This window comes from Amycolatopsis sp. cmx-11-32 (assembly GCF_047608695.1).
GTDB lineage: Bacteria > Actinomycetota > Actinomycetes > Mycobacteriales > Pseudonocardiaceae > Amycolatopsis.
The window spans coordinates 564,393-580,218 of the sequence record NZ_JADNQN010000002.1 but is presented as its reverse complement, the minus strand read 5'-3'; the positions used below and the strand labels follow the sequence as shown (position 1 = coordinate 580,218).

General features: G+C 68.2%; 15 protein-coding genes. 11 read left to right on the top strand and 4 right to left on the bottom strand.

All coding sequences use genetic code 11. The annotated features are described in order from the left end of the window. Window positions 1–6: 6 nt before the first annotated feature. Both ACM6LR_RS07570 and ACM6LR_RS07565 read right to left on the bottom strand, forming a co-directional pair. Window positions 7–663, bottom strand: coding sequence for a response regulator (locus tag ACM6LR_RS07570; protein ID WP_414936672.1), 657 nt, complete (start codon window positions 661–663; stop codon window positions 7–9). Continuing rightward, a complete protein-coding gene (locus tag ACM6LR_RS07565) occupies window positions 660–1,853 on the bottom strand; it encodes a sensor histidine kinase (RefSeq protein ID WP_414943533.1) in 1,194 nt (397 codons plus the stop codon). The genes ACM6LR_RS07570 and ACM6LR_RS07565 overlap by 4 nt, the downstream gene beginning before the upstream one ends. A gap of 208 nt (window positions 1,854–2,061) precedes the next feature. Between ACM6LR_RS07565 and ACM6LR_RS07560 the strand changes: the two genes are divergently transcribed. The 11 genes from ACM6LR_RS07560 (at window position 2,062) to ACM6LR_RS07510 (ending at window position 13,690) form a co-directional block, all read left to right on the top strand. Then, on the top strand, window positions 2,062–3,588 hold the full coding sequence (locus ACM6LR_RS07560; protein ID WP_414937109.1) for a dynamin family protein: 1,527 nt from the start codon (window positions 2,062–2,064) through the stop codon (window positions 3,586–3,588). Between the two features lie 117 nt (window positions 3,589–3,705). Further along, window positions 3,706–4,185 carry a hypothetical protein gene (locus ACM6LR_RS07555; protein ID WP_414936673.1) on the top strand — a complete coding sequence of 160 codons (480 nt, stop codon included), beginning with the start codon at window positions 3,706–3,708 and terminating at the stop codon, window positions 4,183–4,185. Further along, window positions 4,182–4,862, top strand: coding sequence for a TetR/AcrR family transcriptional regulator (locus ACM6LR_RS07550; RefSeq protein WP_414943448.1), 681 nt, complete (start codon window positions 4,182–4,184; stop codon window positions 4,860–4,862). The genes ACM6LR_RS07555 and ACM6LR_RS07550 overlap by 4 nt, the downstream gene beginning before the upstream one ends. A 9-nt stretch (window positions 4,863–4,871) precedes the next feature. Next, window positions 4,872–5,375 carry a nucleotide exchange factor GrpE gene (gene grpE, locus ACM6LR_RS07545; protein WP_414936675.1) on the top strand — a complete coding sequence of 168 codons (504 nt, stop codon included), beginning with the start codon at window positions 4,872–4,874 and terminating at the stop codon, window positions 5,373–5,375. Beyond that, window positions 5,372–7,207 (top strand): dynamin family protein, encoded by a 1,836-nt coding sequence (locus ACM6LR_RS07540; RefSeq protein WP_414936676.1) that lies wholly within the window; start codon window positions 5,372–5,374, stop codon window positions 7,205–7,207. The genes grpE and ACM6LR_RS07540 overlap by 4 nt, the downstream gene beginning before the upstream one ends. A gap of 91 nt (window positions 7,208–7,298) precedes the next feature. After that, window positions 7,299–8,018 carry a DUF6802 family protein gene (locus ACM6LR_RS07535; RefSeq protein ID WP_414943447.1) on the top strand — a complete coding sequence of 240 codons (720 nt, stop codon included), beginning with the start codon at window positions 7,299–7,301 and terminating at the stop codon, window positions 8,016–8,018. A 395-nt stretch (window positions 8,019–8,413) separates the two neighbouring features. After that, window positions 8,414–10,237, top strand: coding sequence for a phosphoenolpyruvate carboxykinase (GTP) (locus ACM6LR_RS07530; RefSeq protein WP_414936678.1), 1,824 nt, complete (start codon window positions 8,414–8,416; stop codon window positions 10,235–10,237). Between the two features lie 85 nt (window positions 10,238–10,322). Beyond that, window positions 10,323–11,195 carry an LLM class F420-dependent oxidoreductase gene (locus ACM6LR_RS07525; RefSeq protein ID WP_414943446.1) on the top strand — a complete coding sequence of 291 codons (873 nt, stop codon included), beginning with the start codon at window positions 10,323–10,325 and terminating at the stop codon, window positions 11,193–11,195. Further along, window positions 11,192–11,797 (top strand): ABC transporter ATP-binding protein, encoded by a 606-nt coding sequence (locus tag ACM6LR_RS07520; RefSeq protein ID WP_414936680.1) that lies wholly within the window; start codon window positions 11,192–11,194, stop codon window positions 11,795–11,797. The genes ACM6LR_RS07525 and ACM6LR_RS07520 overlap by 4 nt, the downstream gene beginning before the upstream one ends. Further along, window positions 11,791–13,038: a DUF6297 family protein gene (locus ACM6LR_RS07515; RefSeq protein ID WP_414943445.1), complete on the top strand. Its 1,248-nt coding sequence runs from the start codon at window positions 11,791–11,793 to the stop codon at window positions 13,036–13,038. The genes ACM6LR_RS07520 and ACM6LR_RS07515 overlap by 7 nt, the downstream gene beginning before the upstream one ends. A gap of 76 nt (window positions 13,039–13,114) precedes the next feature. Next, complete coding sequence (locus ACM6LR_RS07510; RefSeq protein WP_414936682.1) at window positions 13,115–13,690, top strand: EndoU domain-containing protein; 576 nt, start codon at window positions 13,115–13,117, stop codon at window positions 13,688–13,690. Here the strand turns inward: ACM6LR_RS07510 and ACM6LR_RS07505 are convergent. Both ACM6LR_RS07505 and ACM6LR_RS07500 read right to left on the bottom strand, forming a co-directional pair. Further along, window positions 13,687–13,962, bottom strand: a complete 276-nt coding sequence (locus ACM6LR_RS07505; protein ID WP_414936683.1) for a helix-turn-helix domain-containing protein — start codon at window positions 13,960–13,962, stop codon at window positions 13,687–13,689. The two genes, ACM6LR_RS07510 and ACM6LR_RS07505, sit on opposite strands and share 4 nt — an antisense overlap. Before the next feature lie 154 nt (window positions 13,963–14,116). Then, a complete protein-coding gene (locus tag ACM6LR_RS07500; protein ID WP_414943444.1) occupies window positions 14,117–15,733 on the bottom strand; it encodes an alpha/beta hydrolase in 1,617 nt (538 codons plus the stop codon). Window positions 15,734–15,826: the final 93 nt, after the last annotated feature.

Genomic DNA, 15,826 nt, shown 5'->3' with positions numbered 1-15,826 from the left:
ATTCGCTCAGGCGACCCCTGGCCGGGCCAGCCCGGTCTCGTAGGCGAGCACCACCGCCTGCACCCGGTCGCGCAGGTCCAGCTTGGACAGGATCCGTCCGACGTGCGTTTTCACCGTCGCCTCGGACAGGAACAGGGTCTCGGCGATCTCCAGGTTCGAGAGGCCTTTCGCGATCAGGACGAGCACCTCCCGCTCCCGCTCGGTGAGGACGTCGAGTTCGGCCGCGTCCCGTATCGGCTTCCCGCCACCGCCGACGAACCGGTCGAGCAGCCGCCGGGTCACCGACGGCGAGACCACGGCGTCACCCGAAGCGACCGCCCGCAGCGCCGACACCAGGTGATCCGGCTGCGTGTCCTTCAGCAGGAACCCGCTCGCCCCGCCCTGCAGCGCCGAGTAGACGTACTCGTCGAGGTCGAACGTCGTCATGACGAGCACCCGCGCCGTACCGGCCTCGACGATCCGTTTCGTCGCCTCGACCCCGTCCAGCACCGGCATCCGGACGTCCATCAGCACGACGTCCGGCCGCAGTTCCTCCGCGAGGCGGATGGCCTGGGCACCGTCACCCGCCTCGCCGACGACGTCGATGTCCGCCTGCGCGCCCAGCACCATCCGGAACCCGACACGCATCAATTCCTGGTCGTCGACGACCACCACCCGGATCATGTCGCCAACCTAACCGGGAGCCTCGCGTGCACTCGCCACCCTCCACCGGGAGCGGGCCCGACCTCCAGCGTGCCGCCGAAGACGTTCGCCCGTTCCCTCATGCCGATCAAACCGTTCCCACCGGGGACCGCGAGTTTTCGCGGCCCGGCCGGTGTGGCGTGTGACGCCGTCTTCGTGGCAGCGGGCACCAGCTGTTTCGCGCGGCCGGCGCCGTCGTCGGTGACCCGGACGTCGATCACGTCCTTCTCCCGGCGCACCAGCACCTCCGCCTGCGCGCCGTGCCCGGCGTGTTTCAGCGTGTTCGTCAAGGACTCCTGGACGATCCGGTACACCCCGAGCGAGACACCGGCGGGCAGTCCGGCCAGGGCGTCCGCGCTGATCGCCAGCGTCACCGGTACGCCTGCCTGCCGGATCCGGTCCGCGAGGTCGGTCAGCGCGCTGGCGTCCGGCTGCGGTACGCGCGGCTCGTCGTCGTCGTCGCTGCGGAGCACGTCCAGCAGCCGCCGCAGCTCGGCGAGCGCGCCGCGGCCAGTCTCCGAAATCGTCTGCAGGGCCCGTTTCGCCATCTCGGGATTCCCGTCGACCGCGTAGGACGCGCCATCGGCCTGCACGACCATCACACTCACCGCATGCGCGACGACGTCGTGCAGCTCACGGGCGATCCGTCCGCGTTCTTCACCGACGGCGATCCTGGCCGCCTGGTCCCGTTCCGTCTCAAGTAGGTGCAACCTGGCTTCCACCTCCTCGTGATAGGCGCGCCTCGCGCCGGCGAACTCGCCGAGCGTCCAGCACAGCGCGGTGGCGAAGACCCCGATGATCGCCAGCACCCACAGGTCCTCCGGCGGGTCGACCCACAGCTGGATCCCTGACGTGACGAGGGTCGCCAGCAGGTACAGCAGCCCCTGCTTGCGCCCGACGTAGACCAGCACCGAGTAGATGCTGATCATCACCGCCAGCCCGCTCGCCGCACCCAGTTCGAGCGCGCTGTGCGGGATGCCGATCAGTAGTGACAAGTACGCCGACCACAACGTCGCCTTCCGCCGGAAGACCAGCGGCACGACCATCGCGATGTCCAGCGGCACGACCACGTACCAGGGCGGCATCGGGACTTCCGGCGTCTCGGCCGCGGCCACGTAGAACAACAGGTCGGTCAGCAGCAGGACGACGGCGATGAAACTGTCCCCGGCCATGGGGTGGGCACGCATCCAGAGGCTTAACCGTCGCACCTGGTAACACTATGTCGGCCTCGGCCGTTCGCGCGTCGGTCGCCGGTACCACCTTCGGTGCGACCCGAGGATGAGCGGCATGGCACGATTCGAGTCGGCAAGCTCGGCGACTGGGAGGGCGGGTGTCGTGACGTCAGGGACGGAGCAGGGGCGTCTGGCCGGCCCGCTGTCGATGTCGGTGGCGAATCTCTGCCACCGCCTGCAACCGCAGGTGTCCGCGCGGACCGCCGCCGGATTCGCCGAGGTGCTGCGCAGACTGGGTGGTCCGCTCCAGGTCGCCGTCGCCGGCCGTATCAAGTCGGGTAAGTCCACGCTGGTCAACGCCCTGATCGGGCGCCGGGTCGCGCCGACCGACGTCGGTGAGTGCACCCGGCTGGTGACCCGGTTCCAGTACGGCACGGTCGACCGCGTCGAGATCGTCTTCAACGACGGCCGCAAACAGGTGCTGCCCTTCGCCGCCGACGGGATGATCCCGGCCGAGCTGGGCATCGACATCGACAAGGTCTCCCATATCGAGGCATACCTCACCAACGCGGTCCTGCAGGGTATGACCGTCATCGACACCCCGGGTCTCGGGTCGCTCGACGCCGCGTCGGTGTCGCGGACCGAGCAGCTGCTGGGCGCGGCGAAGCATCGCAAGCCCCAAGACGGCGAAGAAGAGAATGAAGAGGGCTCCGACGAGCTGGACGACACCTCGCGCAACGCCGTCGCGGGTGCCGAGGCCGTGCTCTACGTGGTCACGCAGGGCGTACGCGCAGACGACCAGCAGGCGCTGGCCGCGTTCACCGCCGCGACCGCGAGCCGCGAGGCCGGTCCGGTCAACGCGATCGCGGTGCTCAACAAGGCCGACACCATCGCGCCGGAGTCGGTCGAAGGCTCGGGCGGTGACGTGTGGAAGGCCGCGACGCTGTTGTCGGAAAAACAAGCGTCGACGCTGAAGCCCCGCGTCGCGGACGTGCTGCCGGTGATCGGGCTGATCGCGGAGTCGGCGGAGTCCGGCGGGTTCACCTCCGGCGACGCCGAGGCGCTGCGTCAGCTGGCCGACACGGACGACGACATCCTCGAGACCATGCTGATCTCGGCGGACATCTTCACCAGCTGGGACTGCGACGTCGCGGCCGGGACCAGGCTGCGGCTGCTGGAGAAACTGGACCTCTTCGGCGTCCGGTACGCCGTCGAGACGATCCGCGCGGAGCCGGAGATCACCGCGGGTTCGCTGCGGCGGAAGTTGCTCGACGCCTCCGGGCTCGAAGCGGTCCGCCAGCGGCTGAGCATCGTCTTCGCCGCCCGCGCCGACGGCATCAAAGCGGCCGCCGCGCTGGCTTCGGTCACCGCGCTGGCCCACGCGTCGGGCGACCAGGCCGAACGGCAGCGCGTCCACGACGCGATCGAGGTCCTGCTCGCCAAACCCGAAGCACACCAACTCCGGCTGCTCGAAGCGCTCACGCTGGTCGCGTCCGGCGCGGTGGACATGCCCGAGGACCTGTCCGAGGAGGTCCTGCGGGTCGGGAGCAACGCCGACATCGGCGCCCAGCTCGGCAAACCGGGCGCTCCCCGGACCGATCTCGCCGCGCACGCGCTGGAACGCGCCGGCTGGTGGCGCTCCTTCGCCTCCTTCGGTGCGACGCCCGCCCAGAGCCGCGTCGCGCACGTCGTGCACCGGGCGTACTTCCTCATCTGGCAGCAGATCCGCGCCTGACCCTCCCGCAATTCGTCCTCTAGTTGCGGTAGTTCGACACCGAACTACCGCAACTAGAGGACGAAACGCGACCCCCCCGGATTGATAAACCGAGCGCTCGGTCTAATAATGGACCCCATGGAAACGATCGTCGACGAGCCCCAGTGGCTGCGCACGGCCTCCTGGCTCGGCTGCCCGCTGGCGGGCGCCGCGGTCGGCTGGTTCCTCCAGTCGATTTCAAGCTGGGTGCTCTCTCTGAGCTGGGCCCCGTTCAAAGGCCCCTTCCAGCTCGTCTCGGACATCCCCCGGCCATGGGGCACGGTCGCCGTGATCGGTGCGGGCCTGGCCCTCGGACTGTTGTTCGCCGCGGTCTGGGCGTACGAGCGGCTGATCGTCAAGGTGACGCCGACACGCATCACGCTGACCTCGAAGGGCCGCAGCCGCGCCTACGAAGCACGGCTTCAGGCCGTCTTCCTCGACGGCAAGGAACTCGTCCTCCTCGCCGACGACGGCCGGGAGCTGGCGCGGGAGAAGGGCGACGTCGACCGCGAAGCCGTCGCCAAGGCCTTCACCGAGCACGGCTACCCCTGGCACGCCGAGCCGCCGGCGGTGAAATGAGGACGGTCGACCCGGCCAAACACGAGGCGAAACGCCGCGCGATCCTCGACGCCGCCACGATGTGCTTCGCCGAGAAGGGCTTCGAGAAGACCACGACGGCGGAGATCTGCCGCGCGGCGGGGATCAGTACCGGCAGCCTGTTCCATTACTTTCCGAACAAGCGCGCGGTGTTCGCCGGCATCTTCGAGCAGGACGGCGACGAGACCGCGGCCCTGCTCGCGGCGGCCGGGGAGATCGAGGACCCGTGGGAGGCCATCCTCCATATCCTCATGTACCTGTCCGAACAGTTCCTGCAACCTTTCGCGGCCAAGCTCGTCCTCGAGGTCGCCGCGCAATGCACCCGCGACGCCGAGCTGGCCGAGCTGGTCCAGGGCAACGACCGCGTCCTGCGCGACGGGCTCGTCGGCCTCGTGACGAGGGCGATGGAGGCGGGCCGGATCGATCCCGGTATCGAACCGAAGGCGGCGGCAAGCTGGCTCGTCGCGTTGATGGACGCGCCGCTGTCCCGCGCGATTCTGGAACCGGACCTCGACCCGGCCGCGGAACTCGCGGTGATGAAGGTGATCCTCGCCAGATTCCTCCGCCCCGTTCTGCCGATTCGGCCCCCGGACGGCGGGGAAGTATCCGACACTGGTGAAATCTCTCCGGGCCGATCGGGAAGCCCGGGACACCAGTAACGGGGGTCGATGCGGGTGGGAGCCTGGCTGCGTAAGAAGGCCGTCGAAGAGGTGAATCCGGACGAGGTGCCGACCGGTCAGATCCCGGCGGTGAACATCGCGGCGATCATCGCCGAAGTCGACGGCGAGACTTCTCCGTCCGAGGGAACCGAGGCCGTCGAAGCCGCGTCGAAAACCGATGTGGAGTCCACGACCACGGGTCCGGCCGACCTCGAACAGGCTCTCGCCGACCGGCAGGCGCTGATCCAGCTCTGCCTGTACGCCCTTGACCGCGCCCGCAGCGGCGGCGTCGTCGAGCGGCTCGAACACGGTCTCGCCGGTATCGGCGTCCGTGCCCTGCGCCCGGACGGCGAGCGATTCGACCCCGCGATACACGAGGCGGGCGGTGCGGTCGCGACCGAAGACCCGGCACTCGAAGGGCTCGTCGCGGAAACCGAGGTCGTCGGCTTCGCCGATCACGACCGGGTCCTGCGCGCGCCGATCGTCATCGTCTACGCGAAGAAGGCCCAGTGACCGCTCCGAGCGCGGCGGCCAACCTGCCGGCGATCGTGAAGAGCACGCGCGAACAGCTGCTCACCGTCGTCCGCGAAGCCGATCCTCAGGCCGCGAAATGGGTCGAGGACATCCGGAAGACGCGGCCGAAGAAACCGTCGGTCGTGGTGGTCGGCGAGACCAACCGCGGCAAGAGCTCGCTCGTGAACGCACTCCTCTCCATGCCGGGACTGTCCCCTGTGGACGCTGACGTCGCCACGGCGACGTACCTCGTCTTCGAGCACGCCGAGCAGTGGTCCGCTCAGGCCTGCTACCCGGGGCAGCCGGCTTCGGTGCCGATCAACCTGAACGACCTGATCCACTGGGTCTCGGCCGCGCACGAACTGCCGGAGGGCCAGATCCCGCCGCGTTACGTCGAGGTCTCCGGTCCGGTCCCGCTGCTCGACCGCGTGTCCATTGTGGACACTCCGGGCGTCGGCGGACTCGACTCGATGCACGGCGAATTGGCGAAGGAGGCGGCCGCGGGTGCCACCGCGCTGCTGTTCGTCGTGGACGCCTCCTCGCCGTTCACCGCGCAGGAACTGCACTTCCTGCAGGACATGGGTGAGCGCGTCGAGACCGTGTTGTTCGCGCTGACGAAAACCGACCAGTTCCGAGGCTGGCGCGAGGTCCTCGAAGCCGATCGGCGGTTGCTCGCCGAGTACGCTCCCCGGTTCGCCGACGCGGTGTTCCACCCGGTGTCCGCGCGCATGTTCGAGACGGCGGCCAAGGCGCCGAACGAGCAGATGGCCATGATGCTGCGTGAGAAGGCCGGTATCGCCGCGCTACAGGGCGCGTTGCAGGAGATGCTGGTCGGCCGCTCCGCGATGCTGGGCGAGGCCAACACCCTGCGCGCGCTTTCGAGCGCGCTCGGGGAACTCAAGGCGAAGCTACGGGCGGAAAGCCGCGCGCTGTCCGCCGGTGAGGCCGAGGCGGAACAACTGCGCCAGCGCCGCGACGACCTGAGCACCGAACGCCGGTCTTCGACGCGGGGCTGGCAGCTGAAACTGCGCGCGGAGATCCAGCGGACCCGCGTCGAGCTCGGGCACGAGACCAGCAGGCAGATGCGCGACGCGTCGACTCATTTCCGGCAGCGGATCGACGGCGCGAAGCGGGACGACCTCGCCGCGCTGCCCCAGCAGGTCGACATCGCGCTGCAGACGACGTCGCAGCGGATCTCGATGCTGCTCTCCCAGCGGCTCAACCAGGTCACCAACGTCTCGCTTTCGGAGCTGTTCTCGGCCGAAGAGCTCGACATCATCCGTGGCCAGTTCGCCAGGGCGGGCGGTCCGCCGGTCGTGCTGCGCCCGCCGGACAAGAAGCCGCCGTCGGCCGAAGACAAACTGCTCATCTTCATGGGCGTTTCCGGTGGGCTCGGCGCCGGGAAGGTCGCCGCGCTGCCACTGGCGGGTGTCGCGATCCTGAACCCGGTGATCCTGCCCGCCACGATCATCATCGGCCTCGGCGCCGGCTGGTGGATGGCGCGGACGCGCAAGCACGCGTCGGACAAGCAGCATCTGAAGCAGTGGCTGGTCGAGGCGATCGCCGACGCACGGTCCACGTTGGACCAGCTCGTCGCGGAGCAGCTGATCGAGGCCGAACAGCAGCTGTCGATGGCGCTCGACGAAGCCCTCGGCCGCCGCATCGAGGCGATCGAGGCGGAGCTGAAGGAAGTCGACAAGACGATCAAGATGGGCGCGCAGGAACGGGCGAAGAAGATCTCGGTCGTCGCGAAGCGCCTGAAGGACGTCTCCGACGGCCGCGACCGCGCGGAGGCACTTCTCGGTCGCATCCGGTCACTGCGCGACGCCTGACCAGGGTGGTCCTGTTGTGGACCGGAACCGAACGGGCCTACGGTGAGTCATAAGCTTCGACACACCAGCAGGTCAACGAGGGGGTTATCCCATGTGGGTCGACGAGAGCGGCGGCACGGACACCGAGACGGGCTCCACGGAGGCGGTCACGGTCCACGTTGACGGCGAGGAGTACCAGGCCGAGCTCAACTACGACCTCGACAAGGACGGCGTGAACGACGCCGCCGTCATCCAGCACGACGACGGCACCGGCCAGGCGTTCGTCGACACCGACGGCGACGGCGACGCCGACCAGTACGCGGTGCTCGACGAGAACGGCAAGGTCGTGCAGGAGGCCGTCTACGACGAAGCTTCCGGAGCCTGGGTCGAAGCGGGCGACAACGACGACAGCGGCAGCGACGCGGGCACCAGCGGCAGCATGCGCGCCGACATGCCCAGCGGCGACGTCGAGGTCGGCCCGCCGACGATCGACACCAATGGTGACGGGACCCCGGACACCGTCGTCGTCCAGACCGAGGATGGCCGCACGATCGCCTTCACCGACAAGGACGGCGACGGCAACGCGGACATCGCGGTCGAGACGGACGCTTCGGGCAACTCGAAGACCTACGAGCACACCGGCCCCGGGCAGTGGACCGAATCCGGCAGCGGCATGGTCAACGAGGACATCGGCTCGGCCTTCGTGAGCACTCCGGCGGCCACTGAAGGCGACCCCGCGGGCGACGCGGCCTGGGGCGGCGCGGGCACCGAGAAACTCGAAGGAGTGGCGAAGATCGATTCCGCCACCGGCCAGTGGATCAGTCCCAACTAAAGCCCAGAATGGACTAAACCAAGAGAAGAGTGGTCCAGTCCATTCTTTCAGGCGAATCGATGTAATTCTGGTCACAAAACGGCCCGGTACGAGACCTCGTACCGGGTTTCTCCTGTCCGGTTCGCCTGTTCGTTGTGCCGTCGATCACCGGAAGAATTTCTGCGTATGGCCCATTCCGGTGATACTGAATCGATTCCCTTATCGTTCTTGTGAGAGAACCGACAGGTCAGCTCTCGGTTACCCGCCGGTCATCCGGCTACTCTCGGGGAATCCCAAAACCCGCACACCGGTCTTCCCGCCGGTGTGCGAAGCCATTCGGTCGCCGGCACTGGAGCCCGCATCGGAACAGCGTCGTTCCCGATGTGGGCTTCTGCCGTCGGAAGTCAGGAGTAGAGATGACCGCAGTCGCCATCCCCGGACTGGAAAATGCGCCGACGACGCACAGCGGCGTGCTGTCCTGGGTCCGGGAGGTCGCCGAACTGACCACTCCGGACCGCGTGGTGTGGGTCGACGGGTCCGACGAAGAGGCCGCTCGGATCAACGCCGAGCTGGTCTCCGCCGGCACGTTCGTGCAGCTCGACGCGAAACCCGATTCGTACTGGGCCGCCTCCGACCCGAATGACGTCGCCCGCGTCGAAGAGCGCACCTTCATCTGTTCGGCCGACGAAGCCGACGCCGGTCCCACCAACAACTGGATGGACCCGGCCGAGATGAAGGCCACGATGACCGAGCTGTACCGCGGGTGCATGCGCGGTCGCACGATGTACGTGATCCCCTTCTGCATGGGTCCCCTCGGAGCCGAGGACCCCAAGCTCGGCGTCGAGATCACCGACTTCGCCTACGTCGTCGCCTCCATGCGCGTGATGACCCGCGCCGGCAAGGCCGCGCTGGACAAGTTCGTCACCGAGGACGGCACCGAGCGCGAGTTCGTCCCGGCACTGCACTCCGTGGGCGCCCCGCTGGAGCCGGGCCAGAAGGACGTTTCCTGGCCGTGCAACACCACCAAGTACATCTCGCACTTCCCCGAGAGCCGGGAGATCTGGAGCTACGGCTCCGGCTACGGCGGCAACTCGCTGCTCGGCAAGAAGTGCTACTCGCTGCGCATCGGCTCGGTCATCGCCCGTGACGAGGGCTGGCTGGCCGAGCACATGCTGATCCTCAAGCTGATCTCGCCGGAGAACAAGGTCCACTACGTCGCGGCGGCGTTCCCGAGCGCCTGCGGCAAGACCAACCTCGCCATGCTGCAGCCGACCATCCCCGGCTGGCGTGCCGAGACCCTCGGCGACGACATCGCGTGGATGCGGTTCGGCGAGGACGGCCGCCTGTACGCGGTGAACCCCGAGTTCGGCTTCTTCGGCGTCGCGCCGGGCACCGACTGGCACACCAACCCCAACGCGATGCGCACCATCGAAAAGGGCAACACGGTCTACACGAACGTCGCGCTCACCGACGACGGCGACATCTGGTGGGAGGGCATGGGCGAGAAGCCCGAGCACGCCACCTCCTGGAAGAAGCAGGACTGGACGCCGGAGTCGGAAGAGAAGGCCGCGCACCCGAACTCGCGCTACTGCACGCCGATGTCGCAGTGCCCGATCCTCGCGCCAGAGTGGGACGACCCGAAGGGCGTGCCGATCTCGGCGATCCTGTTCGGCGGCCGTCGCAAGACCACGGTCCCGCTGGTGAACGAGGCCCGCGACTGGCAGCACGGCGTATTCATGGGCGCCACCATGTCTTCGGAGACCACCGCGGCCGCCGCCGGCGCGGTCGGCAACGTGCGCCGCGACCCGATGGCCATGCTGCCGTTCCTCGGCTACCACGCCGGTGACTACTTCAAGCACTGGCTGGACCTCGGCAAGAACGCCGACGCCGACAAGCTGCCGAAGATCTTCTACGTCAACTGGTTCCGCCGTGGCGACGACGGCCGCTTCCTGTGGCCGGGATTCGGCGAGAACTCGCGGATCCTGAAGTGGGTCATCGACCGCGTCGAGGGCAAGGGCAACGCGAACGAGACCCCGGTCGGCTTCGTGCCGAACGCCGAGGACCTCGACACCGACGGCCTCAAGGAGCCGCTGGCCGACATCCAGGCCGCGCTGGACGTCTCGGCCGATGAGTGGCGCCAGGAACTGCCCCTGATCCAGGAGTGGTTCGACAAGATCGGCGACAAGGTCCCGTCTTCGCTGCGTGACGAACTGGACGCGCTGAAGCAGCGTCTCGGCTGATCACCTGAACGGGTCGAAGGCCTCATCCTCATGGTCATTCCTGAGGATGAGGCCTTCTTCTGTCGCTCTTGGGTACCGTGGCCGCATGGTCAAATTCGGCGTCAACATGGTCGTCCCGGAGACGCGTGGGGCGTGGGTCGACAAGTGCCGCAAGGCCGAGGACCTCGGTTTCGACGTCATCGGCGCGGCCGACCACCTCGGGATGGCTCCGCCCTTCCCGGCGCTCGTGCTCGCCGCCGAGGTGACGAACCGCGTGCGGCTCAACACCTTCGTCATCAACACCGCTTTCTACAACCCGGTGCTGCTCGCCCGTGACGTGACCGGCACGGACCGGTTCACCGAGGGCAGGCTGGAACTCGGCCTGGGGGCCGGTTATGTGAAAGCCGAATTCGAAGCGGCGGGTATGGAGTTCCCCCGCGCCGGAAAGCGCGTCGACCACCTCGAGCACACCATCAAAGAGCTCAAACGGCTCTACGCGGACGAAAACCACAAACCGCGGGCCGTGCAGAAACCGGGCCCGCCGCTGATGATCGCCGGCCGCGGCGACAGGCTGCTGACCCTCGCCGCCGAACACGCCGACATCATCGGGTTCCCCGGCACGGCAGCCGTTCCCGACGGCGGCGCTCTCGTTCCCGACGACGCCGCCGGAATCGAAGAACGGGTGACCTTCGTCCGCGGAAAACTGAACGGCCGCGAAGCCGAATTCAATATCCTCCCGCATTTCGTCTCCGTGGTCGAAGACCGGCGGACGGGTCTGGAAGATCTCGGCGAACTGCTGGAGGGCGCGCTCTCCGTCGACCAGCTCGCCGAACTGCCGACAGCTCTGGTCGGTACCCACGAACAGATCGCCGAACAGATCCTGGCGCATCGCGAGCGGTTCGGCTTCACCTATTTCACCGTGCTGGAGCACAACATGGCCGCGCTCGCACCGGTGATCGAGTTGTTGCGCGGCCGATGATCGACGTACGCGGGCTCGGCGTCCAGGCCGGGGAAAACAGTTTGTTCGACGGCCTCGATTTCGAGGTCGAAGCGGGTGAATGCGCGGTGATCTTCGGCCCGAACGGGGTCGGGAAATCGACCCTGCTGAGGTGCCTCTACGGAACGCAGACGCCGCAGCGGGGCCGGGTCGTCGTCGCTGGTGTGAAACCCGACGAGCGGAACCTCTCCTTCCGCCGCAAGGTCTCCGTCCTGTTCGACGATTCCGATTTCTTCGCCGAACTGACTCCCCTCCAGCATCTCGAACTGCTGGAGGGCTCGTTCGGAGCCGATCTCGGCGATTTCGACGCGCTGCTGGCGGACGCGGGTCTTTCCGAGCGGGCCAAGGTCACCGCGGGCAAGTTCTCCGCCGGGCAGCGCCGCCGCCTGCTGCTCCTCGGCGCGACGGCGCGGCCGCACGACGTCCTGCTGCTCGACGAACCCGAACGGGCGCTCGACGTCGCCGGGAAGGAATGGCTGACGTCGTTGATCGCGCGTTCGACCAAGGCCGGGGCCGCGGTCGTCGTGGCCACGCACCATCCTCCGCTGCTCGAAGCGGCCGACTCGACCCTCGAGTTGTGGTGAGCACGAAAGCCCCCACGCACGTCCCGGGGCGTCAGCGATTCGGCGGGCTGCTCAACGGGGACTACCAGACTTTTCTGGCACTGTTCGGTTTCGGCGTGCTGTTCACGGCTTTCGAAAACCTTCCGAAGCTGCGATCGCTCCTTTTCGGACAGTCCGTTGTGGACTTCTCGGCGGTGTTCGGTCTGTTGATCGTGCTGTGCGCGATCTTCTGGCGCGCCCTGTTGCGCCGCGGCTTCGTCTGGGCCGAACCGGCGACGCTGACGTGGGTGGACTTCGCCGGCATCGACAGGCGCCGCGTCGTGGTGAAGCGGATGTGGACGCTTTGGCTCGGGCTGGTCGTGGTGGTCGGCTACACCGGCGCGCTCGTCACCGCGATCGGCGGCGGGTCGAGGGACGTGTGGATCGCGATGTCGGCGCTGACCGCCTCCGGGGCGATCCTGGCCGCCGTCACCGCTCGCCGGACGGCGATCCGCGGGGAGACGGCGGCGCCGGTCGTGCTCGCGATGGCCGGTCTGGCGGTCGCGACCGCCGGGCTCGGCCCGATGGCGGTCGAGGTGCTGGCCGGTGCGCTGTTCGTCGTGGCGGTGGCGGTGGCCTTCGGCGGCGAGCCGGTGGCCGGTGTGGGGCGCCAGGAACTCGTCGACGGCTGGAACGCGCGGCTCCTGCGGGCGATGGCCGCGGTCTTCATGGATCCGATGCTGCTGATCCCGGAATCGCGGCCGGTGCCGTGGCTGTCGCTGCGGCGGCCGACGACGCTGCGGCTCGCGTGGGCCGGGGTGCTCGGCCGGTCGCGCTACGCGGCGGCGAGTGCGGTGATCGCGTGCCTGGTCGGGGTCGGGCACCTGGCGTTCCCGGCCGTCCCGGTGGCACCGCTGTTCGCTCTCGGCGCGTACGCGGCGCTCGTGCCGTTCGTCGGCGGGCTCGGCGAACTGTGGCGCAACCCCGGCCGCAGGCGGTGGCTCGGCGCGTCCGACTGGGAGTTGCGGCTGGTCAACGGCCTGGTGACCGCCGTGCTCGGTCTCGGGTGGGGGGTATTGCTCGGCCTGGTGACGCTGACCCTCGGGGTGACCCCGGGCTGGCCGGTGTGGCTCGCGGTCCCGCTCGCCGTCGCCGCCGCGCTGCGGACGGCGACCCGGCCGCCGATGGACTACGACGTCAGCGGTGGGGCCGCCGGGGTACAGGCCTTGCGAGGCGTCGACGTGCTGGTCGTCGGATCCGTGCTGCTGTCCACGCTCGCCTGAAGTCACCCGCTCCCGCTTTCGGATCATTCGGATACTCCGAACGCGGGTTACCCTCGATGCGACGAAAGGAGCACGAGTGGGCGGCGGGCACGCACCGGGTAAGGGGCGGCGGGCAACCAGCGAGTTCCCCGCGGGCTGGACCGACGAGCAGATCATCGCGGTCGTCAAGGACATCGCGAACGATCCGAGCGAACCCCGCCGCAGACAGTTCAACGGTCGGTGGCGCTGCGCGGGTGAGCGGTACGGCGTCCACGTGATCGTGCTGGTCGAGGACAACGGCAACGTCAGAACCGGCTATCCGGTGGCGGGCCCCGGCGTGGTCCGCAATCCCGATACCGCGGCCGACCCGGCGAACCCGACCGTCGCCGACCTCGCCGCGGGCCGCATCAGCTTCTTCGGCGAGAGCCTGCTCGACCAGATCGCCGACCGCATCGCGCCGGACATCCTGGCCTTTTATCGCACCCTGCACTGGTCGGGTGAGTGGGAGGAACTGGCCGACGTCCTCATCGCGCACGCGGTGAACGAGAACCTGCGGCTCACTGTGGACGAGTTCGCCACCCTGGAAAGCCTGCTGAACAGCTTCGACCTGCCGATCGACGGCTTCCTCTACCTGAACGACCGGGCCCACACCCTGGCCACCCTGCGTCCTTAACTCGCTTCGGCGACCTCTACGGAGCTGTCCTCAGTGGCGGCCCGAAGCGCGTCCAGCGGCAGCCCGACGGCGTCCGCGATCGCCGCCACCGTGAAGAAGGCGGGTGTCGGGATCCGGCCGGTCTCGATCTTGCGGAGCGTCTCCACCGAGATCCCGGCCTCCGCGGCGACCTCGACCATGCTCCGCGACGCCGACGCGCGGGCGTCTCGGAGCGCCAGCCCCAGCCGCTCGCCACGTTCGCGTTCCTCGTTCGTCAACGGCACTCGCACCATGGACCCGATACTAATACCGGTCGTGCGCGGCCAGGCAAGTACACGAAGGCCCCCTTCCGGTAACCAGGCGCAAGGAAGGGGGCCTTCATGTACTAGCGGTCCGAGTTACCCACAGCCTGTGGGCAACTCTGTGCACAGGTAATCCCTAGTGGCTTCAGCCGCCCGCGGGCACCGGAAGTGGGAGGCCGGGGAGGCTCTGGTCGTTCGGCACCTTGCCGTCGACGAGGAAGTCCTCCACGACCTTGTCCACACCCGCGTTGCCGCCGGCGTAGATGCCGTGGTCACCCTCGCCGGTCACGGTGATCATCCGCGAGTTGGCGAACGCGCGGTGCGCACGGGTCGCACCTTCGATCGGGGTCGCCGGGTCGTGCACCGACTGGACGATCAGCACCGGCGGGACGCCGCGGCCGTCGAGCTTCGGCAGGTCGACCGGCTTGTTCTTCCAGAAGATGCACGGCTGGATCAGCCAGCCGGCGCCGAGCAGCGGCAGATCGCGGTCGATCAGCTTCTGCGACTGACGGATGACGCTCTGCCGATTGCCGGTCCACGGGCCCTCGTTGCAGGGGATCGTCCAGAAGCTGGCGTTGTAGGAGTCGCCGTCGGTGGGGACGAACAGCGGCTGCGGGCCGATGACGCCGTCGCCGTCCACGGTCTCCGCCTTGACCTTCTGCGCGGCCGAGGCCTTCTGCTGCTGGGTGCCGGTGCCCTCGGTCAGCGTCTTCAGGTTGACCAGGTAGTCGGCCAGCGCCGGGAAGTTACGCTTCGAGTAGAGGTACGACGCGATGGTCGAGTCGAGGGCGTTGGCCGAAACCGGGACGCCGTCCACCTCGACGGGGTTCTGCGTCAGCGCGAAACGGACCTTCTCGTAGCTCTGGCGAGCGGCCTCACCGTTCTTGCCGAAGTTGTAGACCTTGTTGTACTTGCCGATCCACGGCAAAAAGTCCTGACGCCAGCGGCGCTCGAAGCCGAGCGGCTGTCCGTCGAACGAGTTCTGCCAGGTGGTGGTGAACTCGGTCGACGAGTCGAGCAGGAACTTGCCGGTGCGGGTGGGGAACTGCTGCGCGTAGTGCGCGCCCATCCAGGTGCCCGCCGAGTAACCGACCCAGTTGATCTTGTCGCGGCCAAGGAGGACGCGCAGCAGGTCGATGTCGCGGATGGTCTGGGCGGTGTTGATGAGCGGGCCCAGCTCGCCGGACTTCACCTGGCAGGAGTTCGCCGCGTACTTGGTGGCGTCCAGGATCAGGTTGAGGTTCGCCCGGCTGCGGTCGCGCGGGTCGAGGTCGGAGCCGGTGCCGATCGCGTTTCCGCAGGTGATGTTGGTGCTCTTGCCGGTGCCGCGCGGGTCGAGACCGATGATCTCCTGGTTCGCGCGCAGCTTCGTCTGGTTGCGCAGACGGGCCGGGAAGTTGCGGCCCGGAGCGCCGGGGCCACCCGGGTTCGTGATGACGCTGGCCGTCGCTTTGCCGCTGGTGGCGGCGAGGCGGCTGACGGCGATCGTCAGGTCGATGTTCTCGTTCGACTTGTACCAGTTACGCGGTGCGCGGTAGGTCGCGCACTCGATGTTCTCGGCCCCCGGAGGCGGTGCGGACGGCAGTTCGTTCGCCGTGCACTTGTGCCAGTCCAGCTTCTGGCTCGCGTACTGCGCCGGAATGTTGGTGGAGTTCAGAGGCGGCTGCTTGGCCGCCTCCGGTCCTGCGAACGCAGGAGTGAACCCGGCCAGCATGGTGCCGGCGACTGCCGGGATCACCACCGCATAGCGGAGTTTCTTCATCCGATGCCCCTTTGATCTTGCGTGCGAAAATCTTGTTCGCGACTTGCGGCTATTGATATCCGGCGGGGCGCGGGACGGCAACCGTCCTTCGTC